This is a genomic window from Halorubrum sp. SD41 (genome assembly GCF_058630335.1).
Window position 1 is genome coordinate 82,763 of record NZ_JBZVGZ010000008.1, and the last position, 23,176, is coordinate 105,938.

A 23,176-nucleotide genomic window follows, 5' to 3' on the forward strand; every position below is an offset into this window, starting at 1 on the left:
CGAAATCATTGGCCTATATCATCAGTTCCTGCTCGTTTCTGAGGCCCTGTTTGGTAATATATATAAGTGTATCCACGCTTCCTTATAATATGTCTGATGTCAAGCGTATAGTTGAGAATCCCTACCTATTACTTGGTGAGTTTCGCCAGACCATAAGAAAAGTAAATAGGTTCCTTCATAATAGTCGCTCAAACGACGGTGATCTGGCTATCGAACAAGATTGGGACAACCTGATAATACTTGATGCGTGTCGCTATGATTATTTTTCTGAACAAAATCACATAGAAGGGGACCTGTCAAAATTTAATTCTGCTGCGTCGCAGAGCTGGGAGTTCATGGAAAAGAATTTCGTAGGCAGACAGCTTCATGATACTGTATACGTTACTTCAAATCCATTCAGTCCTCGACTGGAGGAGAATATCTTTCATTCGCTAGTAAATCTCCTTACTGAATGGGATCAAGAGAAACAGACCGTTCTCCCGGAGACAGTCATTGAGCACGCAGTAGAAGCAAATCAAAAATACCCGCAGAAACGTCTGATAATTCATTTCATGCAACCGCACTACCCGTTTCTCGGTCCTACGGGCGAATCCATTGATCACAGAGGGTTCGATACAGACAATGATGAACCAAATATCTGGGAGATTTTACAGTGGAGGCACGAAGGATACGGTGGTGTTGATGAAGAAATCGTTCGGAAGGCGTACCGGGAAAACGTTAAGATAGCCATTGATGCGGCCTCCAAACTCATCGATGAGTTCACGGGTAAAACGGTCGTCACAGCCGATCATGGCGCTCTCATTGGTGACCGTATGCGACCGATTCCTGTCAAGGGATACGGACACTCAGCGGGTTTCAGGGTCCCGGAAATTACTGAGGTCCCTTGGTTTGTTCCCAAATATAACGAAAGGAAGGATATAGTTGAAGAAGATCCCGAAGCCTACGATGAGGTTGATCAACAAATCGTAGAAGAACGACTTGAATCGTTTGGATATAGATAATAGACTCCCTATCGCTAGACTTGTTTTGGGGTTGCGATATGTACTTGGAGTTTTCGTAGCCTCGGTAGAATTTTTGAGACTTTGATTCCCACCATATGCTTAAATGATACAGAATTGGTATCCTCAGCTAGATAGTTTTTATATTCAGAATTTTTAATTTCGAACCCTGTCTTTTTTAATAATGACTGTACTTCTGCCTGCGTATACTCTCTTACATGTCCCATATGACCAATTGTGCGAAGTTTGTTGAATTCATCGTAAGGGTCAACTATCTTTCCTGTTGTTAAGAAGGAATGAATATTGTATATAGATGTTAGGTTTGGTGTGGTTAATAATAAAGTTCCATTCGGTTTTAGTACCCTGTTTATTTCTTCTAGTGTGTGAATAGGATTTATTCTTAGATGTTCAAGAACCTCGGTGAAGACCACGCCTGAAAATGAGTTGTCTTCAAAAGGAAATCTATCCTGTTCTATATCACACTGTTCTATATCTAAATTTAGCAACTCTATCAGTCCCTCCATTCTCTCAGGATCAATATCAAGTCCAACTATTTTGTACCCCATCCGGTTGAGGATGCTTGTCAGGTGATATGGAGCTGATCCAACTTCCAGCAATGGGCTTTCGAGATCTCTTTTCACGTAATCGCAAACACCACTATAGTATCTCTTATGGCTTTGTAAGTAATCAGAGGACCATGTAGTGAGTGATTCGTCGTACAACCCCTCTTGATTGATTAGATGATTCAGAGCTTGCTCAAAATTTTCGTTTGTCATAATTGTTAGTTTTCTGTCGGGGTTCACCAACCCTACTGGACTGATGATACTTGATAAAACCGATAGGGAATTAAGCGTTTAGATGAACTCCGACACAATGCGTGTTGCCCAGACAGCCGCAATCCATTTTATTGCCAAGCTTTCTGCGTCCTTAGCTGGCTTTGTCGCAACAGTCTATTTTGCTCGAATACTCGGGGCAGAAGTACTCGGAATTTATTTTCTTGCTTCTGGTGTCGTGACTTGGCTGGTGCTCGGTTCTAAGATGGGATTCAATACCGCGATCTCCAAGCGCATTAGTGAAGAAGGTGAGAAAGACCCATACATTTCTGCCGGCGCAATTCTTTCGATATCTCTTTATTTGTGTATTGCCGTAGTAATTTACTTAGCTCGAGGACACTTAAATAGCTACTTTGGGGCACCGATCTACCAATTCGTAGCGTTGATGCTCGGAGTTAAGGTTCTCGACGGACTCACGAACGCAATTTTGAGAGGTGAACATCTCGTTCATTTAAAGGGTATCCAGAACTTCCTCGGTACTTTCCTACGGAGTCTCTTCCAAATATTGCTCGTCTACTTAGGTTTCGAACTCATCGGAATGCTTGTTGGATACATTTTGGCCTTCTTCACCGTTGCTGTAATCGGCGGTTGGATGGCTCTCAAGTACTCCAATCGCACGATATCTGTCTCTATACCTTGTCGCCGACACTTTCGGAGCCTCTTTGATTACGCAAAATTCTCGTGGGCAGGGAGGCTGGAAGCACGCACGTTCAGTTGGACGGATATCGTTGTCTTGGGTCTCTTTGTCCCGTCCAACCTCGTCGGTATATACGGGGTCTGCTGGACGATGGCTAGCTTTATGTCTATATTTAGCAACTCTATCAGTCAATCAATGTTCCCTGAGGTTAGTGAAATATCGTCGAAGGGGAACAAACAGATTGTAGCCCGTCACCTCAACGATTCGATTGCGTATACTGGATTACTCATAATTCCGGGACTCATGGGAGGGGCGCTCTTAGGACGAGGCGTACTCAATATCTATGGTTCTGAGTTCTCTCAGGGCTATTTTATCCTGGTCATACTGATCGCTTCTGTTCTCTTTTACTCCTACCAGAAACAGTTCCTCAATATTATGAATGCCGTCGATAGGCCCGACCTCTCTTTCCGCGTCAACGCCATTTTCGTTGTCGTCAATATATTATTAAACGTCCTACTCGTCTACGCGTATGGCTGGATTGGTGCTGCTGTTGCCACTTTGATTTCGAGTATATTGGGGCTACTCTCAGCGTATGTGACAGTCAATAGTGTACTTGAGTTCAGTCTTCCCTCTCAGAGAATAAAATATCAGGTGGCATCGTCCGTTCTTATGTCAGCTATCGTATATTCTTTGATTTTGATTTCCGAGATGGTAAACGTAAACTCTGGGACAATACCTGTGACCTTCACGCTTGTAACAATAGGAGCCGCAGTTTATTTCCTCTCTTTGCTATATCTGTCACCAGATTTCAAACAAGTGATTAAAAATAATAGCCCACTATGAATGCCTAGTCGCAAGTGGTCAAAAACAACGCTCTGAATATCTCATATAAAAAGTATCAATTGATACAAAATGACACTACACTGAAAAGGTGTCTTGGATACTGGTGAGGGAATCGGTTGAATCGTGTGTACTTGATGTAAGGTCTGACTAACAAAAATATGTGTTCTCAAACTAAGACACAAAATGAACCTCTCTATCGTCGGCAGCGGCTACGTCGGCACGACGGTCGCCGCCTGTTTCGCGGACCTCGGCCATGATGTCGTCAACATCGATATTGACGAATCGGTCGTCGAAACGATCAACGCCGGCGACGCGCCGATCCACGAGGAGGGCCTCTCGGAGCTCATCGCCGAACACGTCGGGCCCGACGGGACTGGCCGGCTCCGCGCGACCACCGACTACGACGCCGTCCTCGACACCGACGTCACCTTCCTCTGTCTTCCTACCCCACAGAACGACGACGGCAGTATCGACCTCTCGATCATGGAGGCGGGCGCGAGCCAGCTCGGCGAGACCCTCGCCGACAAACCCGACTGGCACACGGTCGTCGTCAAGAGCACGGTCGTCCCCGGCTCGACTGCGGACACGATCACCCCGATTCTCGAACAGGAGAGCGGGAAGAGTGCCGGCGAGGGGTTCGGCGTCGGAATGAACCCGGAGTTCCTCCGTGCGGGCACGGCCGTCCACGACTTTCTGAATCCCGACAAGGTCGTCCTCGGCGCGGACGACGACCGGGCGCGAGACGATATGCGCGCGGTGTTCGAGCCGCTGATCGCGACCGCCGACACACCCGTCGTCGAGACCGACACGCGCACCGCCGAGATGATCAAGTACGCCAACAACGGCTTCCTCGCGGCGAAGATCAGCCTCATCAACGACCTCGGGAACATCTGTAAAGAGCTCGGCGTCGACGCCTACGAGGTCGCCGACGCGATCGGGCTCGACAACCGGATCAGCGAGCAGTTCCTCCAGAGCGGCGTGGGGTTTGGGGGAAGTTGTTTTCCAAAAGATGTCCACGCAATAATCTCGGCTGCGGAGGAAACTGGCTACGATCCGGCAGTCCTCAATGCGGCTATCGAGGTCAACGATCGGCAGCCAGAGCGGTTAGTCGCCCTGCTCGGTGACCATCTCGACGGGGAGTTCGAGGGCGCACAGATTGCTGTCCTTGGCCTCGCGTTCAAGCCCGGCACCGACGATATGCGGAACTCCCGGGCGATTCCGGTAATCAATGATCTTCAGGAGCGCGGTGCGACGATTATTGCGTACGACCCGGTTGCGACGGACAACGCGCCGAACTACGTCGACGACGTGACATACGCGGAGTCGGCCGCGGCGGCACTCGACGGCGCCGACGGCGCGGTGGTCGTCACCGACTGGGACGAGTTTGCCGCGCTCGACGTGGAGTTCGACGCGATGGCGACCCCGATCGTCGTCGACGGGCGCCGCATTATCGAGCGGCGCGACGGGATTATCTATGAAGGATTGACGTGGTGATCACCCACAGCCACAGAGACGTCGAACTGCTCCCGGTCGCCGGCTGTCGTGTCGACGGCCCACCGTTGGGAACACGAGCCGTTCCCACCAGTCCTCGGTCATTCACTCGCCGAAAAGAGAGCTTTCCCGCGATATTCCCGCTCTCCGGAGAAAACACCATAGTTACACCCCCTGATCCCGGCCGCAGTACTCCCCGTGAGAACGGGTGAAACACGCACGCTCGGGCCCGACCGAGCCGACAAGTCGCTTAGGTCGAGTGCTGTTCTCACGCGGCCAGAGGGCCACACACGCAAAATCGCACGACAACAGCGAGGAGACACGTATTGCCAGTTGCCACACGCTGTGAGGCGATCGGCCAGAGCGGGGTCGACGTCTCAGATACCCGATCTCAGAGATCGGCCGAAACACCCCCGGTGGTCCCGGGGTGTTTTACCGATGCGCATCACATATATTTGGCGTCTGAGAGGACGTGAGGGTCGACTGTTCGCGACGGGCTGTGCCGATGAGTTGGATAACTCCGGCACTACGACGCGATCCGCGGCCGCACCGGTGTTTGTTTGCCTGTTAGTTCTTCAAGTCCGGCCGCAGTCGCCGCTCCTTGATCGGCGTTTCACCCGTTGGTACTCCTATTACTACGGCGGGACAAACCAGTGTAACTCGGCCTGGAACTCCCGCTGGACTCTCGGCCCTCCGTCGCAGCAACTGAACGCGCGGTGCGGCATCACTGTCACCACAGACTCGAGTGGCGACGCTTGCTCATGCGGCCCGCAGTTCCCACCAAGGCGTGTTAACCAACACAACCCATCCACCACACACCAGTGTTGGTTAACGACCGCGTACCGGCCGCCCACGAAGCGGCCCGGGTGGCTCGGCGTCACTCGACGGTGACGCTCTTCGCGAGGTTCCGCGGCTTGTCGATCGACCGCCCCTTGTCGTTCGCCACGTGGTACGCGAACAGCTGGAGGTAGACGTTCGCGACGAGCGGCTCGACGAGGCCAACGTCTGGGACCGGCAACGAGACGTCCAGCGTGTCGTACTCCTCGCCCGCAGAGACACAGCCGATGGCGGGCGCACCGCGCGTCTGCGCCTCAGTGACGTTGTTCATCGTTTCGTCGGCGCGCGACCCGTCAGTCAGAATCGCCAACACGGGCGTGTCAGGGGTCACCAGCGCGAGCGGGCCGTGTTTCAGTTCGCCGGCGGCGAACCCCTCCGCGTGGTCGTACGAAATTTCCTTGAGCTTCAACGCGCCCTCCAGCGCCACCGGCACGCCGAGCTGCCGCCCGACGAAGAAGAACGCCTCGCTGTCACCGTACTCGGTCGCGGCCTCGCGGACCTCCGGTTCCGCGTCGAGCACCTGCTGGACCGCGCCGGGGAGGTCGCGGAGCCCCTCCAAGACGGGCCGCGCGTCGGCCGCGGCCAATGCGCCGCGTTCGCGGCCGATTCCAACGGCCAACATCGTCAGCGTCGCCACCTGCGAGGCGAACGTCTTCGTCGCCGCGACGCCGATCTCGGGGCCGGCGCGGATGAACGCGGTGTCGTCCACCTCGCGCGTGACGGTGCTGCCGAGGGTGTTCGTCACGGCGAAGGTCCGCGCGCCGGCGGCGTTCGCGCGACGCACGGCGCCGAGCGTGTCAGCGGTCTCGCCGCTCTGCGTCACGGCGACGACCAGCGTTCGATCCGGACTGCGCCCGGCGCCGAACTCGTACTCGCTGGCGATCTCGACGGTCGCGCGCACCCCCGAGAGCTCCTCGAACAGCTGCGCGGCGTACCGCCCGGCGTAGTTGGAGGTGCCGCACGCGACGATCTGGATCTCCTCCAGATCGGCGAGAAAGCCCGGCGGGAACGAGACGTCGAGGTCGACGTCGCCCGCGTCGACGTCGAGCCGCCCCGCGATGGTCTGCCGGAGCGACTCGGGCTGTTCGTGGATCTCCTTGCGCATGTAGTGTTCGTAGCCGCCCTTCTCGGCGGCGTCGGCCTCCCACGTCACCGTCTCGACGCCGCGGTCGACGGGCTCGCCGTCGGCATAGATCTCGACACCGTCGGCCGACAGGGCCGCCACGTCGCCGTCCTCGAGGTACGTCACGTCGCGGGTGTGCTCGAGGAACGCCGTCACGTCGCTGGCGACGAACGTCGCGTCGGCGTCGCGCCCCAACACGAGCGGGCTCCCGCGGCGCGAGACGACGATCCGGTCGTCGCCCTCGCGGACCGCGCAGATCGCGTAGCTCCCCTCCAAGCGGTCCTCGACGGCCTGGACCGCGTCGAGGAGGTCCAGTTCGGGATCAGCCGCAAGTTCCGCCTCGATCAGGTGCGGGATGACCTCCGTGTCGGTGTCGCTCGTGAACTCGTGATCAGCTAGCTCCGCCTTGAGCGCCTCGTGGTTCTCGACGATTCCGTTGTGGACGACCGCGACCTCACCAACGCAGTCCGTGTGCGGGTGGGCGTTCGCGTCTGTCGGCGGCCCATGCGTGCTCCAGCGCGTGTGGCCGACGCCCAGCGTCGCGTCCGGAACGTCGGGGACGGTGAGATTGTCGACCTCGCCCGACCGCTTCGCGACGGTGAGCCCGCTCGACGCGCCCACGAGCGCGACGCCAGCGGAGTCGTACCCCCGGTACTCCAGGTTGCGGAGCCCTTCGTGGACGATCTCGCCCACGTGGGCGACCTCGTCGCCGTCTTCCAAGGCGATCCCGTCGCCGATGTAGCCGGTAATGCCGCACATGATTATCCCCTCCGCACGACCGCGCCCGATTCAACGCGGTCGTCGATCACGACTCCCGCGTCGGCGTCGACGTCGTCGCCGACGACCGCGCCGTCGGTGAGCGTCGATCCGGCGCCGACGGTCGCGTTGTCGCCGACCACGCCGGCGAGTTCGACATCGTGGTGGACCGCGTCACCGACGACGACCGTCGCCGGCCCGCCCGCGACCGTCGCGTTCGGCCCGATTCGCGCGTTGCCGGCGACGATGGCGTCTCGGACCACGGCCCCGGCACCGATCACGGCGTCAGGGAAGATTACTGCGTTCTCGACGACCGCGCCCGCCTCGATAGTCGCGTTGCTCCCGACCGCGGTGCTGCCGCCGATCGTGACGTTCGGGCCGACGCGGACGTTACCCGCGAGGGCCACGTCGTCGGCGACGGTCACCGACTCGCCGAGGGCGGGACCGTCCCGGTCCGACGCCCCGGACTCGCCGATCAGCCCCGCGTTGACGGTGAGCAGGTCCCACAGGTTCGACACGTCGAGCCAACGGCCGTCGTACCGGACGGCTGACAGCGACTCGCTCGCGGCGAGGTCGTTCAGCGTCGCCGTGATCGTCAGTTCTCCCGGCGCGTGCGTTTCGCGGATCGCGTCGAACACCTCGGTCGAGAAGCCGTACACGCCGGCGTTGATCCGGTTCGTCTCGACCGGCCCCTCCGGCTTCTCGTCGATGGCCGTCACGCGGTCGCCGTTGAGGCTCACGACCCCGTACTCGCGCGGGTGTTCGGCGGTCGTCACCGCCATCGTCGGGTAGGTCCCCTCGCGGACGCGGTCGTGGATCCGCGAGACGGCAGCTGGGTCGACGATCCGGTCGCCGTTGAGCACGACGAAGGGCCCGTCGATGACCGGTTCGGCCTGTAACACGGCGTGGCCGGTGCCGAGCTGGGTGGCCTGTTCGACGTACTCGATCGTCACGTCCCAGTCGTCGCCGTCGCCGAAGTGGTTCCGGATGCGCTCCTGCCGGTAGCCGACGACGAGGACGATTCGATCGATCGACGTCGCCGTGATGGCCTCGACGACGTGTTCGAGCAGGGGTCGGTTCGCCACGGGGACCATCGGCTTCGGCCGCCGGTTCGTCAGCGGCGCCAACCGCCGGCCCTCGCCCGCGGCGAGGATCACCGCGGTCACGGAGTCGTCGCTCATACGCAACTCCTCGCCCGCCCGGGTTTTAAATCGCTCGCGGACGGACCGCCGTTAGCCGAAAGTCGATCACGTCACGTTCGATCGCGCGTTAGCGCCTCGCCCGGCCCGGTCGTCTCGCCGGCGCCGAGCTTCACGCCCGCGTTCAGCGATGTGTTGATCCCCGTCTTCGCCTCGTCGCCGACGATCGCGCCCAGCTTCCGGCGCCCGGTGTCGACGCGGTCTCCCTTCACCGTCAGGCGGACGTTCTCGCCGTCGTGGCGGAGGTTCGCGACGTTCGTTCCCGCGCCGAGGTTGACCTCGCGACCCAGCACGGAGTCGCCGACGTACGAGAGGTGGCCGGCCGAGGCGTCGGCCATCAGCACCGAGTTCTTCACCTCCACCGAGTGGCCGACGTGGGCGCCGGGGCCGACGACGGTCGCCCCGCGGACGTACGCGTTCGGCCCCACGTCGGCGCCCTCGCGGATCAGCGCCGGTCCCTCGACGTAGGCGCCCGAGCGGACCCGCGCGCCGTCTTCGACGACGACCCCCCCGTGGAGGTGGACGCCCTCCTCGACGGTGCCGTCGAGCTCACGCTCGTCGTCGAGTTCGTCGAGCGCCAGCTCGTTCGCCTCCAACAGCTCCCACGGCCGGCCGACGTCGAGCCAGGTACCGTCGTATCGCGCCACGTCGATCCGGCGGCCGTCGCCGAGCAGGAGATCGATCGTCGTCGTGATCTCGTACTCGCCGCGCTCGCTCTCGGGCGTGCGGTCGATGTACTCGAACACCTCCGGCTCGAACGCGTAGCAGCCGACGTTCGCGAGGGTCGTCGGCGGGTCGGCGGGCTTCTCGACGATGCCCGCGAGCGAGCCGTCATCGTCGGTCGAGAGCACGCCGTACGCCCGCGGGTCGTCGACCTCGGTGGCCGCCACGGCTGGCGCGCCGGCGTCGGCGAGTGCCCGCGGCAGCGATACATCGACCACCACGTCCCCGTTGAGCACGAGGAAGTCGTCGTCGACGACGGGCTCGGCCTGCGCCACGGCGTGGGCGGTGCCGAGCGGCTCCCCCTGCTCGACGTAGTGGACCGGGCGGTCGCGGTACGACTCGCCGATCGCCTCCCGGATCGCGTCGCCGCGGTACCCCGTCACGACAACGAACTCGTCGACGACGTCGCGGGCCGTGTCGAACACCCGTTCCAGCAGCGACCGATCCCCGACCGGGAGGAGCGGTTTCGGGCGTCGGTCCGTCAGCGGTCGCATCCGAGTCCCGCGGCCGGCCGCGAGCACGACTCCGTACATGGACGGGCCGACGGCGGGGCGGGGTTTAGCCGCTGCGGTCGGTGCGGTCGCCGGGGCCGAATACGTAGTAATAGTTGTTATATCTCTGCTACCAAAGATATATGTCTCTTACATCGCGACTAGATGGTATGTCGAACGACACCGCCGCCGACTCGTCGTCGGATGAGGACTCCGAGACCCGGCGTCGATGGAAACGCGACCGGACCACGTTTCAGCGGGTGTACGACGTGATGACCGGCGTGACCGAACACGCGTCGGCGAGCGAGGTCGCCGAGCGCGCGGCGTGTTCGCCCGACGGCGCGCGAAACGCGCTCACTCAGCTGGCCGAGCTGGGCATCGTCGACCGGCGCGGGAGTCGTCCCGCCGAGTACCGCCGCAACGAGTCGTACTTCGAGTGGAAGCGCGTCGAGACGCTGGCCGACGACCACACCGCCGCGGCGCTCCGCGAGCGCTTAGACGACCTCCTCGCGGAGGACGCCGACCTTCAGGAGTCGTTCGGCGTTCCGGACCCGGACGCCGTCTCGGTCGCGCCGGTCGAAGGCGGCGACCACGCGGCGGTCCACGACCGGCTCGAGTCGCTGTCGCGGTGGCGCACGGTGCGGCACGACATCGAACTCCTCCAGCGAGCCGTCTCTCGGGCCCAGGCGCGCGGCCGCGACGAGAGCGACCTCGGCGCGTCGGCCTGAGGCGTCCCGAGCCACATGTCGGACGATGACGACGCCAAGACCGCGGTAGACAGCGGTCGGCTCGACCGGACGACGATGGAGACGATCGGACGCCGGGCGGCGACAGACCCGCTGGTCGAGTCCTGGCGGTTCGAGCCGGACCGGATCGTTCCCCGATCGCTGGTGCTCACGCTGGACGCGACCGCGTATCCGTCCGCCGTTGACGCCGCCCGGATCGACGTCCACTGGTTTGTGACGGGCGACTACTACTTTCATTGCGTCGAAGAACGGGGCTCGTCTCGGTTCCAGTGTCGCTGGGACCGCCACCCGAAGACCGACGCGCCGAGGAGCCACTTCCACCCGCCGCCGGACGCGGGCGGCGCCGAGCCGTCACCCCTCGGCGACCACCACCTCGACGTCCTGTTTTCGGTTCTCGACTGGGTCGCGGAGCGCGTTGAGCGATGCCACGACGAGTCGGACCGCCCCGCCTAAGACGCGTCCGCAGTGGCCCGCTCGATGAGGTCTCGCGCCGTCTCGAACAGGTCCGCGGCGTCGCCCTCGTCGCGTGCCTCCGCGGTGATCCGCACCAGCGGTTCGGTGCCGCTCGCGCGCACGAGGAACCAGCCTGCGTCCGTCTCGACGCGGATCCCGTCGAGCGTCGAGACGTCGTCGAACGCCTCGCCGGCGAGTGCCGCGACGCGCTCGACGGTCGCCCGCTTCGCATCCGTCCGCACCGAGTCCCGCCGGATCGGGTACTCGGGGAGGTCGTCGACGAGCGCAGCCAGCGACCCCTCCGCGCCGACGAGCGCGGTCAGGACGCAGGCCGCGAGCGGGCCGTCGGGACAGGGCGTCCGCTCGGGCCAGATCCACGCGCCGCTGGGCTCACCGCCGAAGGCGACGCCCGGCTTCGCCGCCTCCGCGGCGACGTACGCGTCGCCGACGGGCGTGTACGTCACCTCCGCGCCGACCTCGGCGAGCGCGTCGGCGACGAGCAGGCTCGTGTCCACCGGGACCGCCACGCGGTCGCCCGCGTCGGCCGCGCGGCGCGCGAACAGCGCGAGCAGCGCGTCGCCGGCGACGAACCGCCCGCGCTCGTCGATCGCCATCATGCGGTCGGCGTCGCCGTCGTGGACGACCCCGAGGTCGGCGTCGGTCGCGGCGACCACCTCGCAGGCGGTCTCGCAGTTCGCCGCGGTCGGCTCGCTCGGGCGCCCGGGAAACCGCCCGTCGCGCTGGCCGTTGAGCGTCTCGACGTCGCAGCCGGCGGCATGGAGCGCGTCGGCGGTGACGCGCCCGACCCCGTTGCCGAGGTCGACGACGACCGAGCGGTCCTCGGGGAGCGAGACGCTCTCGCGCAGCGCGCGCTCGTGAGCGGCGCGGGCGTCGCCGCCCGCCGCCACGCCGCGTTCTTCGACCGCGCCGATCGCGTCGGCCGCCGCGAGGTCGAACCTTTCCGTCTCGACGATTTCGGTAATCCGATCGTTGCGCTCGTCGCCGAACGCACGCCCGGATCCGGTCCAGAGCTTGATCCCGTTGTCGGGCGCGGGGTTGTGCGAGGCCGTGACGACGACGCCGGCGTCCGCGCCCTCGCGGGCCACCGTCCGCGCGACCGTGGGCGTCGCCTCGACGCCGACGTCGACGACGTCGGCCCCGCATTCGGTGAGCCCCGCCACGAGCGCCCGCACGAGCATCCGGCCGCTGTCTCGCGCATCGCGCCCCACCACGACCGTCGCCGCGCCGTCCGTCGCGAGCGCGCGCCCCACGTCGAGCGCGAGGTCGGCCGTCACGTCCTCGCCGACGGGACCGCGAACGCCGCTGGTTCCGAACATACGCGGTCATCACCGTCCACCGCAAAGACGTTCGGGGTGCCAGGGAGCTTCGCGGACGATGTGTTCCCGCGGACTTGCCTCCCGCGTGGAATCATCCGCCGGACGTTTCGCAGGGCCCCGGTGATCATCAGAATCCCTCCCAGTCGATGACCCGAACGCCGTCAATCCGTTCGAAGTGATCGACGTTCGCCGTCAGCACCGGCAGTTGTTCAGTCCGTGCGGTCGCACCGATGTACACGTCGTGGAGATCGTCAAGCCGTTTCCCGTCGGCACGGAGGTCAGCGATTATTTCCGCGGCCGCCGTCGCGACCGGTCGGCTGATTGGGAGTACGTCGAAGCGGGAAACGAGGCGATCGAGGGCGTCGATCGCGTCCTGATATTCCTGTGTGTCCCGGTCGTACTGAAGTTCGACACCCAGTCGGAGCTCCGTCACGGAGACCATACTGATCGCGTGGCGACCCTCATCGTCTAGCGCGCGGACCTTCTCGTCGACGCCCCCTCGGTCGATGTCGGCGACTGCCGACGTGTCAAGGAGTTTCATCGGTCAGGCGGTTGAGCGTGCCCTCACTCAGTCGTTCCATCTCCGCGTCGATGTCGTCGTACGTCTCCGGATCGAGTATCTGCTGGCCGGTCACGTCCGTAAGCCCTCCGCCGCTGTCAAGCGTGTCGGCGATAACCTCGCTGAAGCTCCGGTCGCCCTTTTCGCGCTTGAGGCGTCGGTAGACCTCGTCGCTGATCGCGATGTTCTTGCTCATGTGTTATGTGTGGGTACCCATACGTAAATATGCTGTCGCTGTTCTCTGTCGACGCCGAAACCGACACGATAATCCCGGTGCTCCGACGAAAACGGAATATGCAGGACAAACGCGTCCTCGTCACGGGCGGGGCCGGGTTCATCGGCTCGAACCTCGCGAACCGCCTCGCAAGCGACAACGACGTGATCGCGGTCGACGACACCTATCTCGGCACGCCCGAGAACCTCGACGACGACGTGGAGTTCGTCGAGGCCTCGGTCGTCGACGGCGAGTTCCCGGTCGACGTCGACGTCGTCTTCCACCTCGCCGCGCTCTCCTCGCGGAACATGCACGAGAGCGACCCCCAGCGCGGCTGCCGCGTCAACGTCGAGGGGTTCGTCAACACCGTCGAGCGCGCCCGGAAGGAAGGGTGTGAAACCGTCGTGTACGCCTCGACCTCCTCGATCTACGGCAGCCGCACCGAGCCCTCGCCGGTCGACATGGACGTGGAGGCCCACACCGCCTACGAGGCCTCGAAGCTCGCGCGCGAGCGCTACGCCGAGTACTACGCCAACCACCACGATATGAACGTGGCCGGCCTCCGGTTCTTCTCGGTGTACCAGGGCTTCGGCGGCAACGAGGAGCACAAGGGCGAGTACGCGAACACGGTCGCGCAGTTCGCCGACGCTATCGCGAACGGCGAAGCACCTGAGCTGTTCGGCGACGGCACCCAGACGCGCGACTTCACGCACGTCTCGGACGTGGCCCGCGCCTGCGAGCTCGCGGCCGACCACGAGCTGACGGGCGTGTACAACGTCGGCACGCAGGAGGCGTACTCGTTCAACGAGATGGTCGACATGATCAACGACGCGCTCGGCACCGATATCGACCCCGTCTACATCGAGTGCCCGTTCGACGGCTACGTCCACGACACGATGGCCGACTACTCGACGTTCCACGAGGCGACCGGCTGGGAGCCCGAAATCAGCTTCGAGGAGGGCGTCGAGATGGTGTGCGAGCCGTATCAGTAGACCGGATCTGTCGCTATCTGCTCAAGCAGTCTTTTTAAACCCGGAGGAGCGATCTGCGCACTGATCGACGGCGGGAGTGAGTATCGCAGATCGGCGGCCGCGATGTGGTATTTAAATAACCACGAGCGACGGCGACGAGCGCTTATAAAAAGGGGTGCGGTGGCGCGCCTGCGAGCGGCCGGAGCAAAGCGGAGGCCGCGAGCCAGCCCGCGAGGGACGCCGCGAACGCCCGCAGGGCGTGAGCGGCGAGGTTGGGGAGGCGTGAGGTGCGGTGCCGTGCGGGGCGGGACTCAAAGGGGCAGTCGCGAGGGCGAAGCACGCCGCAGTAAGCACCGCAAGGAGCGAGTGAAACGAGCGACTGAGGAGCACAGCAAGGCGCGCGAGCCGTCGCGACTGGGGCTTTGGAGAACATCATCTCGGCAGTGTCAGTCATTTATAAACAGCCGACAACAACACCGCTATTTACTTATAAACGACCTCACTCACGATATACTACACCTACTCCCGCAATCGATCGCTCCCGTACTGTTCGATCGCCTCGCCACGTTCGGCGACGACGTGCGGGGCCTCGTCCGCCGCCCCGTCGCCGTCGATCTCCTTGAGGATCGCGTAGAACCGCCAGTCGTCGCCGTAGTCGTACACGTAACAGATCCGGTCGCGCTCGTCGAGACCGAGGAGGTCGGCCAGCTCGTCGACCGTGGTCTCGCCGGCGTCGTACGTCGTCTCGTCCGCCTGAACGAACGTCGGCTCCGCCGACTCGTCGAACTCCTGCGGTGACTGAAACTTATCGTCGCTCTGCCAGTACGCCTCGCCCGCGCCGATGAACCAGAGGTGGCCCCGATCGAGCCCCATCGCGTCGTTGATCGTCGCTTGGAACTCGTCGAGCGTGCGGCCGCCTCCGACGACGACGTCTCGCCAGAGGCCGGTCGGGTCCGAATCGAACTTGACGCGGAATCGATACGCGGTCATCTTCGATCCGACTGAGGCGAACGAACAAGAAGGTCGGGTTCCAGAAGAGGGTCGGAGAGTCAGTTCCCGGGGGCGATCACATGTAGCCGAGGTCGCGCAGGCGCTCCATCAGGTCCTCCTTGTCCTGGGCGCGGCCGGCGCGCTCGGTCGTTCCCTCGAGGTCCTGGAGCCACGCGGGCTCCTCGGTCGTCTTCTCCGTACTGACCTCGCTGCCGAGCGAGCGGAACCCGGCGAAGTACTTCGGCGAGATGGGCACGTCCTCCTGCGTGACGCCCTCGGGGAGGTCGTCGTCGCTCTGCGGGATGTATCCCTCGTCGGGGAACGCCTCGACGGTGTCGGGCACCACGAAGTTCCAGAACGCCTCCCACACGTCGGCCTCGGCGAACTGGAGGATGGGCTGGATGCGGTCGTGGGGCGGGAACAGGTCCGGGTCGTGGCGCGGCGAGAAGAACGTCTCGTCGGCGCGGGCCTCCTGCTCGTCCCAGCGGACGCCCGAGATGACGCCGTCGATGTCGTACTCCTCGAGGGCGTCGTTGAGCGCGACCGTCTTCAGCAGGTGGTTCCCGACGTACGTGTCGAGCAGGAACGGGAACGAGTCCTCCTCGAACTCCAGAATCTCCCGGATGTGGTGCTGATTGTGCTCCGAGAGCGCGTCGACCGGGATGTCGTCGCCCGGTTCGAGGCCGTGTTCTGCGACGTAGTCGCCGACGTCCTCGTTGCGGGCGTAGACGAGGTCGATCTCCCACTCGTCGGCCCAGTGCTCGACGAAGTCGGTGATGTCGTCGAAGTGCTGGAAGTGGTCGATGAACACCGCGGTGGGCTTCTCGTAGCCGTACTCCTCGGCGACCTGGTTAATGAAGTACAGCGTCAGCGTGGAGTCTTTGCCGCCGGTCCACATCACCGCGGGGTTGTCGTACTGTTCGAGGCCGCGGCGGGTGACCTCGACCGCCTTCTCGATCTTGTGCTGGATCGACGGGTAGTCCTCGGGGGCCTCCCCCTCGCCGTCGGTGTAATCGACGTCGACGCTCGCCGGGAAGTCGTCGCTCATACGGCGTAGCTGTCGCCGTCGAGACGAATAGGCTTTCTGAATCGCTCTCGGGGGTCGAAATTCGCCGGAACACAAGGGATATGCCGGCCGCCCCGGAACCGGCTGGCATGGGTCTGTTCGACCGGCTCCGCGGCGACGACGACGGCCGCGTCGTCTTCCTCGGGATCGACGGCGTACCGCTCGACCTCGTCGAGGACCACCCCGACGTCTTCGAGAACCTGACCGAGATCGCCGAGACCGGCTCCGGCGGGCGCTTGGAGAGCATCGTCCCGCCGGAGTCGAGCGCGTGCTGGCCGAGCCTCACGACCGGCGTGAACCCCGGCGCGACGGGCGTGTACGGCTTCCAAGACCGCGAGCGCGACTCCTACGAGACGTACGTCCCGCTCGGGCGCCACGTGGAGGCGACACGGCTGTGGGACCGCGTCACCGACGCCGGCCGCGACGCGACCGTCCTCAACGTCCCCGTCACGTTCCCGCCGTCGACGCGGATCCAGCGGATGGTCTCCGGCTTCCTCTCGCCCGACCTCGACGCGGCCGCGAGCGACGAGGAGGTGCGCGCGACGCTCGACGGCTTCGACTACAAAATCGACGTCAACGCCAAGCTCGGCCACGACGACGACAAGACGGAGTTCGTCGAGAACGCGCACGCCACCCTCGACGCTCGCTACGAGGCGTTCTCCCACTACCTCGACGAGGACGACTGGGACCTCTTCTTCGGCGTCTTCATGAGTACCGACCGCGTGAACCACTTCCTGTTCGGTGACTACGTAAACGACGGCGAGTACGCCGCGGAGTTCCTCGAGTTCTACCGCAAGCTCGACGGGTACATCGGCGAGATCCGCGACTCGCTCGACGACGACACAACCTTTGTCGTCGCCTCCGACCACGGGTTCACCGAGCTGGAGTGGGAGGTGAACTTCAACCAGTTCCTCGCCGACGAGGGGTGGCTCTCGTACGCGGACGACGACCACGACTCGCTGACGGACATCGACGACGAGACGCGCGCCTACTCGCTCATCCCCGGCCGCTTCTACCTCAACTTAGAGGGCCGCGAGCCGGAGGGCGTCGTCCCCGAGTCCGAGTACGAGGCGACGCGCGAGGAGCTCATCGACGACCTCGAATCGCTCACCGGCCCCGACGGCCGACAGGTGTGCAAGCGGATCGTGAAAGGCGAGACCGTCTTCGACGGCGCCCACGACGACATCGCCCCCGACCTCGTCGTCATCCCCGCGGACGGCTTCGATCTCAAGTCCGGCTTCTCCGGCAAGGAGGCCGTCTTCACCGAGGGTCCGCGCAACGGGATGCACAAGTTCGAGAACTCGCTGCTGTATTCGACCGAGCCCGGCCTCGACCTGACGGACGCGAACCTCTTCGACGTGACGCCGACGCTGCTCGACCTGATGGACGTCGACGCTGACGACGAGTTCGACGGCGAGAGCCTGCTGGGCTGACGGCCGTCGCAGGGACGGGACCTACTCTGTCGCCCGCGACGCGCGCCCTCAGATCACCTCTGTCGGCCGCGAACACCGCAGACAGAGGATTCGGGTGCCCGCCCAGTTCACGTGGTTCGACCCACAGTGCGGGCAGCGGTGGTTCTCGTTGTCGTACTCCGTCGTCCCCCGCGGCGCGGCGAGGTGGGCGTCGTCGACCGCGCGCTCGACGAGCCCGGCGAACCGCTGCTTCTTGAACCGAGCGCGGTGCGCGAGGAACTCGCCGGGCCGTCCCGGATCCGATCCGTGGAGGTCCTCCCACTTTATCGCTATCTCGCCGTCAGCTGGCCCACGCGCGACCTGCTTGATCGTCGCCGCTGCGGCCTCGAAGAGGGGGGTCGTCGCGAGCGCCTGCGGGGAGTCGACCTCGTCGCCCGCGGCCGCGTAGCACTCGGCGGCGTCGTCGTACGCCTCGTCGGCGCCGCCGAGCCCGCCCGCGACCCGGAAGTCGGCGACGAACTCCGCGAGACAGGCGCCCTGTCCCGGCTCGGCGAGGACGGACTCGAAGTCGCGGGCGGCGGCGATCCCCTCGGCCGCGCGGCGGGCCGCCCGTTCGTCGACGCCGGCGACCCGGTAGGCGACCGTCGCCGCGAGCAGCTGTTGGAGTCCCTGCCCGATCCATCCCTTGTCGTCCGGCTCGAAGGGGTCGACCTCGGGGCGGGGGTCCGCGAGCACGCGTCGCCCGCCGCGGGTGTAGCGGTCCCCCGCGCGCTCGTACTCCCGGGCCGCCAGCGCGTCGACCGCCGCGTCGTGGTGGCCGCCGTCGTCGGTGTTCACACGCGCGCTACGGGCGGGGACGGGTTACGCCTGACGGGCGGCGGGCGAGCGGAAGGCTGCCGTCCGGACCATACTTATTTCCGGGCGTCGAAGCGCCCCCATGGAGCAACCGGACGGCGGTTCGCGCCCGGCCTCGGAGCCGCCGTCGCGATCCGTCTCGCGGGAGAGCGCGGACCCGACGCCGGTCAGCGGCGCCGTCGAGTGGCTCCTCGTCGTCGCGCTGCTCGCGGCCCCGATGGCGGTCGTTCCGGGCGGCGACGACGCCCCGACGCTGGTGAGCCTCTGGGGGTTCGTGACGCTCGGCGGCGACGGGAGCGGGCTCGGCGGGTACCCCGTGTGGGCGTACTTCCTCGACCAGCCGCGACCGTTCGCGACGCTCCCGCCGTCGATCCGGGCCTGGCCGCTCGCGCTCGGCTTCCACCTGCTCGCGACCGGGAGCGCGACGAGCGGCGTCGCGCTCGGCCGCGAGGACCGTCGGGTGACGGGCGGGATCCTCGTGCTCGGCGCGGCCGCGACGCTGTGGGTCGCCGCGGGGCTGGGCGTGCGCTTCGGCGTCGGGACCACGGCGGGCTGGCTGACGGTGCTGCCGGTAAGCGCGCTCGCGACGCTCGCGGTCGCGGTCGCCGCGTACGGCGGCGACCTCCGGAGAATCGTGACGCATTGACTGGCCGAGGTCGCGCGTGCGAGCCGCCCGGGCGACCGGCCGCCGTCGCGCCCTCGGTCCACCCCCTTTATCAACCCGTGCGCGGATGCGGATCGCATGACGTCGTTCGCGACCATGATCGGCGTGACGAGCGCGGCCGGGCTCGTGACCGCGCTCGGCGCGCTCCCCGTCTTCTTCCGAGCGCGAGTGACGCACCGCACCTACGACGCCGCGCTCGGGCTCGCCGCCGGGCTGATGGTCGCGGCCAGCGTGTTCGGACTCGTGATTCCGGGGCTGGAGGAGGGGACGCTCGCGGAGGTGATGACGGGCGTCTTCGTCGGCGGCCTCGTCCTGCTCGGCGGGAACTACCTCATCCCGCACATCCACGCACAGTACCGGGAGTGGCTCCCGGACGGGGGCGCGACCGGCGCCGACGCGGCCGCGATGGGCTTCCCGGCCGCGGACCCGGTCGACGCCGCGGGCGGATCCGTCCACGGCGACGCCACCGCCGACGCGCCCGCGGACGGCGAGGTCGCTTCCGATCCCGCCGCGGATGACGCCGCCGAGAGCGCCGACGGGATGGAGGCCTCGCTGCGGAAGGCGCTGCTCATCGGCGGGGCGATCACCCTCCACAACGCGCCCGAGGGGCTGGCGATCGGCGTCGCGTTCGCCTCCGGGTTGAACGAGGTGGCGCTCGTGCTGGCCGTGGTGATCGGGCTGCAGAACGTCCCGGACGGGTTCGCGTTCGCGGTGCCGATGGCCGAGACCGGGATGTCGAACGCACGCGTCCTCTGGTACACCGCGCTCTCCGGGTTCGCGCCGCAGGTCGTCGCCTCCGCGTTCGGCTTCTGGCTCGTCGGACTCTCCACGGGGCTGTTCCCGGTCGCCTCCGGGTTCGCCGCGGGCGCGATGCTCGCGGTCGTGTTCCGGGAGCTGATCCCCTCCTCGCACGGCCACGGGCACGCCGACGCCGCGACCGCGGCGTTCCTCGTCGGGTTCGTCCTCCTCGTCGTCGTCGACGCCGTCGTGACGGTGTGACCGCGACCGCAACGGAGTTGTCGCCGGGGCGCCAGACCGCGAAACGCTTTCGCCGGCGGGACGCGTCGCGTCGCACATGTCCACGACCGTGTCGACGCCCGACGCCGACGAGACGTGCGCGTACTGCGGCTCGCGGATCTTCGACCACGATCCGGTCTGCGTGCGCGACTGCGACGCCGACTGCGGCGCGCCCGCCTACTTCTGTAACTACGCGTGCCTCTCTGCGTACGTCGACGAGAACGAGCTCACCGCGGGCGACGCCTGCGAGTGGTCGCCGGAGGAGTGAGACGCCGCGCCGGAACCCGAGTGCCCGCTACTCGTTATCCGGACTGCTCGGGTGGTAGTCGGTGTCGTACTCGCCCGGGTTCCCGTCCACGCGGTCGGGGTTGATCCGGCCGGCGAGCAGCATGAAGTCGAGGACCGTACAGTACAGCATCGCCTCGACGACGGGGACCGCCCGCGGCGGGAGGACCGGGTCGTGGCGGCCGACGACCTGGATCTCCTTCTCCTCGCCGGTCTCCCAGTCGGCCGAGCGCTGCTTCTTCGGGATCGACGTGGGCGCGTGCCACGTCGCCTCGCCGTAGATGGGCTCGCCCGTGGTGATCCCACCCTGGAGCCCGCCGTGGTCGTTCCCCTCCGGGACGGGGTCGCCCTCGTCGCTCTCGACGTGGTCGAACGACTCGCCGTCGTCGAACGTCCAGTCCTCGTTGCGCTCGCTGCCGGTGACGTCGACGGCCTCCTTCCCGAGGCCGAACTCGACGCCGGTCGTCGCCGGGATGGCGAACAATGCCTGGCCGAGCCGGCTCGGGAACCCGTCGAAGCGCGGCGCGCCGAGCCCGCGCGGGACGCCGCGACACTCGAAGTAGATGGAGCCCCCGATGGAGTCGCCCTTCTCTTGGTACTCCTCGATCAGCTCCTGCATCTCCGCGGCCGCCTCGGGGTCGGCGCAGCGCACGTCGTTCTCCTCGCTGTTCGCGAGGAGCTGCTCGAAGCTCACCGCGTCGGCTTCGACGTCGCCGATGCGGTTGACGTGGGCTTTAATCTCCACGTCGTGATCGGAGGCGTCGAGGACCTGCTCGGCGACCGCGCCCGCCGCGACCCAGTTGACGGTCTCGCGCGCGGAGGAGCGCCCGCCGCCGCCCCAGTTGCGCGTGCCGAACTTCGCGGAGTAGGTGTAGTCGCCGTGCGAGGGGCGCGGCGCCGTGACGTACGGCTCGTACTTCCCCGAGCGGGCGTCCTTGTTCTGGATCACCATGCCGATCGGCGTCCCGGTCGTGTAGCCGTCCTGGACGCCGGAGTTGACGACGACCTCGTCGGGCTCGCCCCGTGAGGTGGTGATCATCGACTGGCCCGGCTTGCGCCGGTCGAGCTGCGCCTGAATGGCCTCCTCGTCGAGTTCGACGCCCGCGGGCACCCCGGAGACGGTGACGCCCATCGCGTCGCCGTGGCTCTCGCCGTAGGTCGTCAGCTGGAAGAGTCGGCCGAACCGGTTCCCGTTCATACCCTCACGTGTGGCCGGGGGCATATAGGGGTTGCAATCCGCGCAACGGTGCGGTCGGCGGTCGGGGACGGGCGAGGGCGGTCGGGGACGGTCGAGGGCGGTCGGGGACGGTCGAGGGCGGTCGGGGACGGTCGAGGGCGGTCGGCGGTCGAGGCGGCGTCGGACGACCACAGATCAGCGGCCCGCCGCGCGACCGATGGCGGTATGTAACGGGAACGCGTTGGTGGGTGCGTGCGCGAACGTCTCACTTCGGACCTCGGCGTGTACGCCATCTCGGGGCTGTTCTCCCTCGTCGTCTTCGTGCTCGCGCTCGGGATCCTCTCGCGGACGCTCCCCGACGGGCTCGCGAGCCGACAGCTCGGGGGGCTGATCGTCGGCTACCTGCTGTTCGTCGGCGTGTATACGACGGCTTGGTTCATTTATACCGGGATCGACAGCCGCGAGGAGATCTGACTGGCGGGTCGCGGCCGACCGTCGCGATCGCCCGCCGACTCGCTTCCGGACGCCCGGATCCGCCTGCCGAACCGTTTTCACGCCGCCCCGCGACGGAGCGCGTATGAGCCGAGACACCATTTCCTTCGACGTCGACGACCGCGGGGTCGCGACGATCACCGTCGACCGACCGGAACAGCTCAACGCGCTCACCGTCGAGACGCTCGAAGCGATCGAGGGCGCGCTCGACGAGGCCGCCGACCGCGACGCGCGCGTCCTCGTGATCGCCGGGGCGGGCGACGACGCGTTCGTCGCGGGCGCGGACATCTCCTACATGGTCGACATGTCGACCCCCGAGGCGCAGGCGTACGCCGAACTCGGCCACCGCGTCGCCGACGCGATCGAGACGTTTCCGGCGCCGACGGTCGCCGCGGTCGACGGCTACGCCTTCGGCGGCGGCTGCGAGCTCGCGCTCGCCTGCGACCTCCGGGTCGCCGCCGAGAGCGCGGTGCTCGGACAGACGGAGATCGACTTGGGGATCATCCCGGGCTGGGGCGGCACCCAGCGGCTCCCGGCACTGGTCGGTGACGAGGTCGCCCGCCGGCTGATCTTCCTCGGCGAGCGCATCGACGCGGCCGAGGCGGCCGAGGTCGGGTTCGTCGGCGAGGTCGTCGCCGACGCCGAGTTCGACGACCGGATCGACGAGCTGGCGGGCGAGCTGGCCGCGAAGCCCGCGACCGCGCTGCGCGCCGCGAAGGAGGCGCTCAACGCGGCCGGCGAGGGCTCGGCGTCGACCGGGCTGGCCCTCGAACGCCGGGCGTGGGCCGGCCTGTTCGGCACGCACGACCAGCGCGAGGGGATGGCGGCGTTCTTAGAGAAGCGCGAGCCGGAGTTCGAGTAGGACGAGGCTCGAACCGCAGTGGTTGGCGCGCGCCTCCGAGCGGCCGCCGAAGGCGGCTGCGAGGAGCACGCGCGAGGGAGTCGCGAACGCCCGCAGGGCGTGAGCGACGAGGCTGGGGAGGCGTGAGGTGCGGAGCGGTGCTGTG

At 65.2% G+C, this 23,176-nt stretch carries 23 protein-coding genes; 12 read left to right on the forward strand and 11 right to left on the reverse strand.

What is annotated here, in order from left to right:
• Nucleotides 1-89: 89 nt before the first annotated feature.
• The gene (locus AC4NMM_RS05175; protein ID WP_491923700.1) at nt 90-1,001 is read left to right on the forward strand and encodes a hypothetical protein; all 912 of its coding nucleotides are present in this window, start codon (nt 90-92) and stop codon (nt 999-1,001) included.
• A 14-nt stretch (nt 1,002-1,015) separates the two neighbouring features.
• On the opposite strand, the gene AC4NMM_RS05180 is transcribed toward AC4NMM_RS05175, so the two are convergent.
• The gene (locus tag AC4NMM_RS05180; protein WP_491923701.1) at nt 1,016-1,801 is read right to left on the reverse strand and encodes a class I SAM-dependent methyltransferase; all 786 of its coding nucleotides are present in this window, start codon (nt 1,799-1,801) and stop codon (nt 1,016-1,018) included.
• Between the two features lie 55 nt (nt 1,802-1,856).
• On the opposite strand from AC4NMM_RS05180, the gene AC4NMM_RS05185 reads away from it, so the two are divergent.
• Nucleotides 1,857-3,311 (forward strand): flippase, encoded by a 1,455-nt coding sequence (locus AC4NMM_RS05185; protein ID WP_491923702.1) that lies wholly within the window; start codon nt 1,857-1,859, stop codon nt 3,309-3,311.
• Nucleotides 3,312-3,494: 183 nt separating this feature from the next.
• The gene (gene aglM, locus AC4NMM_RS05190; protein ID WP_491923703.1) at nt 3,495-4,805 is read left to right on the forward strand and encodes a UDP-glucose 6-dehydrogenase AglM; all 1,311 of its coding nucleotides are present in this window, start codon (nt 3,495-3,497) and stop codon (nt 4,803-4,805) included.
• 874 nt (nt 4,806-5,679) lie between these two features.
• Here aglM and glmS read toward each other — a convergent pair.
• The 3 genes from glmS to glmU form a co-directional block, all read right to left on the reverse strand.
• Complete coding sequence (glmS, locus tag AC4NMM_RS05195; RefSeq protein WP_491923704.1) at nt 5,680-7,521, reverse strand: glutamine--fructose-6-phosphate transaminase (isomerizing); 1,842 nt, start codon at nt 7,519-7,521, stop codon at nt 5,680-5,682.
• Nucleotides 7,522-7,523: 2 nt separating this feature from the next.
• Nucleotides 7,524-8,699 (reverse strand): sugar phosphate nucleotidyltransferase, encoded by a 1,176-nt coding sequence (locus tag AC4NMM_RS05200; protein WP_491923705.1) that lies wholly within the window; start codon nt 8,697-8,699, stop codon nt 7,524-7,526.
• A gap of 71 nt (nt 8,700-8,770) precedes the next feature.
• A complete protein-coding gene (glmU, locus tag AC4NMM_RS05205) occupies nt 8,771-9,973 on the reverse strand; it encodes a bifunctional sugar-1-phosphate nucleotidylyltransferase/acetyltransferase (protein ID WP_491923706.1) in 1,203 nt (400 codons plus the stop codon).
• A gap of 128 nt (nt 9,974-10,101) precedes the next feature.
• Between glmU and AC4NMM_RS05210 the strand changes: the two genes are divergently transcribed.
• Nucleotides 10,102-10,659: a DUF7342 family protein gene (locus AC4NMM_RS05210; RefSeq protein ID WP_491923707.1), complete on the forward strand. Its 558-nt coding sequence runs from the start codon at nt 10,102-10,104 to the stop codon at nt 10,657-10,659.
• A gap of 15 nt (nt 10,660-10,674) precedes the next feature.
• Nucleotides 10,675-11,130, forward strand: coding sequence for a toxin-antitoxin system TumE family protein (locus tag AC4NMM_RS05215; protein WP_491923708.1), 456 nt, complete (start codon nt 10,675-10,677; stop codon nt 11,128-11,130).
• On the opposite strand, the gene glmM is transcribed toward AC4NMM_RS05215, so the two are convergent.
• The 3 genes from glmM to AC4NMM_RS05230 form a co-directional block, all read right to left on the reverse strand.
• Nucleotides 11,127-12,467, reverse strand: coding sequence for a phosphoglucosamine mutase (gene glmM, locus AC4NMM_RS05220; RefSeq protein WP_491923709.1), 1,341 nt, complete (start codon nt 12,465-12,467; stop codon nt 11,127-11,129). The two genes, AC4NMM_RS05215 and glmM, sit on opposite strands and share 4 nt — an antisense overlap.
• 127 nt (nt 12,468-12,594) lie before the next feature.
• Nucleotides 12,595-13,008, reverse strand: coding sequence for a type II toxin-antitoxin system VapC family toxin (locus AC4NMM_RS05225; RefSeq protein WP_491923710.1), 414 nt, complete (start codon nt 13,006-13,008; stop codon nt 12,595-12,597).
• Nucleotides 12,995-13,222: an antitoxin VapB family protein gene (locus tag AC4NMM_RS05230; RefSeq protein WP_007344384.1), complete on the reverse strand. Its 228-nt coding sequence runs from the start codon at nt 13,220-13,222 to the stop codon at nt 12,995-12,997. The genes AC4NMM_RS05225 and AC4NMM_RS05230 overlap by 14 nt, the downstream gene beginning before the upstream one ends.
• A 98-nt stretch (nt 13,223-13,320) precedes the next feature.
• On the opposite strand from AC4NMM_RS05230, the gene AC4NMM_RS05235 reads away from it, so the two are divergent.
• Nucleotides 13,321-14,232 carry an NAD-dependent epimerase/dehydratase family protein gene (locus AC4NMM_RS05235; protein WP_491923711.1) on the forward strand — a complete coding sequence of 304 codons (912 nt, stop codon included), beginning with the start codon at nt 13,321-13,323 and terminating at the stop codon, nt 14,230-14,232.
• A gap of 498 nt (nt 14,233-14,730) precedes the next feature.
• On the opposite strand, the gene AC4NMM_RS05240 is transcribed toward AC4NMM_RS05235, so the two are convergent.
• The gene (locus tag AC4NMM_RS05240) at nt 14,731-15,201 is read right to left on the reverse strand and encodes an IS1096 element passenger TnpR family protein (RefSeq protein WP_096393421.1); all 471 of its coding nucleotides are present in this window, start codon (nt 15,199-15,201) and stop codon (nt 14,731-14,733) included.
• A gap of 76 nt (nt 15,202-15,277) precedes the next feature.
• Nucleotides 15,278-16,249: a phosphoadenosine phosphosulfate reductase family protein gene (locus tag AC4NMM_RS05245; protein ID WP_096393422.1), complete on the reverse strand. Its 972-nt coding sequence runs from the start codon at nt 16,247-16,249 to the stop codon at nt 15,278-15,280.
• A 107-nt stretch (nt 16,250-16,356) separates the two neighbouring features.
• Here AC4NMM_RS05245 and AC4NMM_RS05250 point away from each other — a divergent pair, with 107 nt between their 5' ends.
• Entirely contained in the window at nt 16,357-17,700 is a 1,344-nt protein-coding gene (locus AC4NMM_RS05250) for an alkaline phosphatase family protein (RefSeq protein WP_096393423.1), read from the forward strand.
• Between the two features lie 48 nt (nt 17,701-17,748).
• Here the strand turns inward: AC4NMM_RS05250 and AC4NMM_RS05255 are convergent, their stop codons facing one another.
• Nucleotides 17,749-18,516: a hypothetical protein gene (locus tag AC4NMM_RS05255; RefSeq protein WP_491923712.1), complete on the reverse strand. Its 768-nt coding sequence runs from the start codon at nt 18,514-18,516 to the stop codon at nt 17,749-17,751.
• Nucleotides 18,517-18,616: 100 nt separating this feature from the next.
• On the opposite strand from AC4NMM_RS05255, the gene AC4NMM_RS05260 reads away from it, so the two are divergent.
• The 3 genes from AC4NMM_RS05260 to AC4NMM_RS05270 all read left to right on the forward strand — a co-directional run bounded on the left by AC4NMM_RS05260 (nt 18,617) and on the right by AC4NMM_RS05270 (nt 20,483).
• Nucleotides 18,617-19,180, forward strand: coding sequence for a TIGR04206 family protein (locus AC4NMM_RS05260; protein WP_491923713.1), 564 nt, complete (start codon nt 18,617-18,619; stop codon nt 19,178-19,180).
• 96 nt (nt 19,181-19,276) lie between these two features.
• The gene (locus AC4NMM_RS05265) at nt 19,277-20,197 is read left to right on the forward strand and encodes a ZIP family metal transporter (RefSeq protein WP_491923714.1); all 921 of its coding nucleotides are present in this window, start codon (nt 19,277-19,279) and stop codon (nt 20,195-20,197) included.
• A 76-nt stretch (nt 20,198-20,273) separates the two neighbouring features.
• The gene (locus AC4NMM_RS05270; RefSeq protein ID WP_491923715.1) at nt 20,274-20,483 is read left to right on the forward strand and encodes a hypothetical protein; all 210 of its coding nucleotides are present in this window, start codon (nt 20,274-20,276) and stop codon (nt 20,481-20,483) included.
• A 27-nt stretch (nt 20,484-20,510) separates the two neighbouring features.
• Here AC4NMM_RS05270 and aroC read toward each other — a convergent pair whose 3' ends face one another.
• A complete protein-coding gene (gene aroC, locus AC4NMM_RS05275; RefSeq protein WP_491923716.1) occupies nt 20,511-21,698 on the reverse strand; it encodes a chorismate synthase in 1,188 nt (395 codons plus the stop codon).
• A 231-nt stretch (nt 21,699-21,929) separates the two neighbouring features.
• Between aroC and AC4NMM_RS05280 the strand changes: the two genes are divergently transcribed.
• Together AC4NMM_RS05280 and AC4NMM_RS05285 are read left to right on the forward strand one after the other, a co-directional pair.
• Nucleotides 21,930-22,151, forward strand: a complete 222-nt coding sequence (locus AC4NMM_RS05280; protein ID WP_491923717.1) for a hypothetical protein — start codon at nt 21,930-21,932, stop codon at nt 22,149-22,151.
• A gap of 103 nt (nt 22,152-22,254) precedes the next feature.
• Nucleotides 22,255-23,031, forward strand: coding sequence for an enoyl-CoA hydratase/isomerase family protein (locus AC4NMM_RS05285; RefSeq protein ID WP_096393433.1), 777 nt, complete (start codon nt 22,255-22,257; stop codon nt 23,029-23,031).
• Nucleotides 23,032-23,176 lie beyond the last annotated feature (145 nt).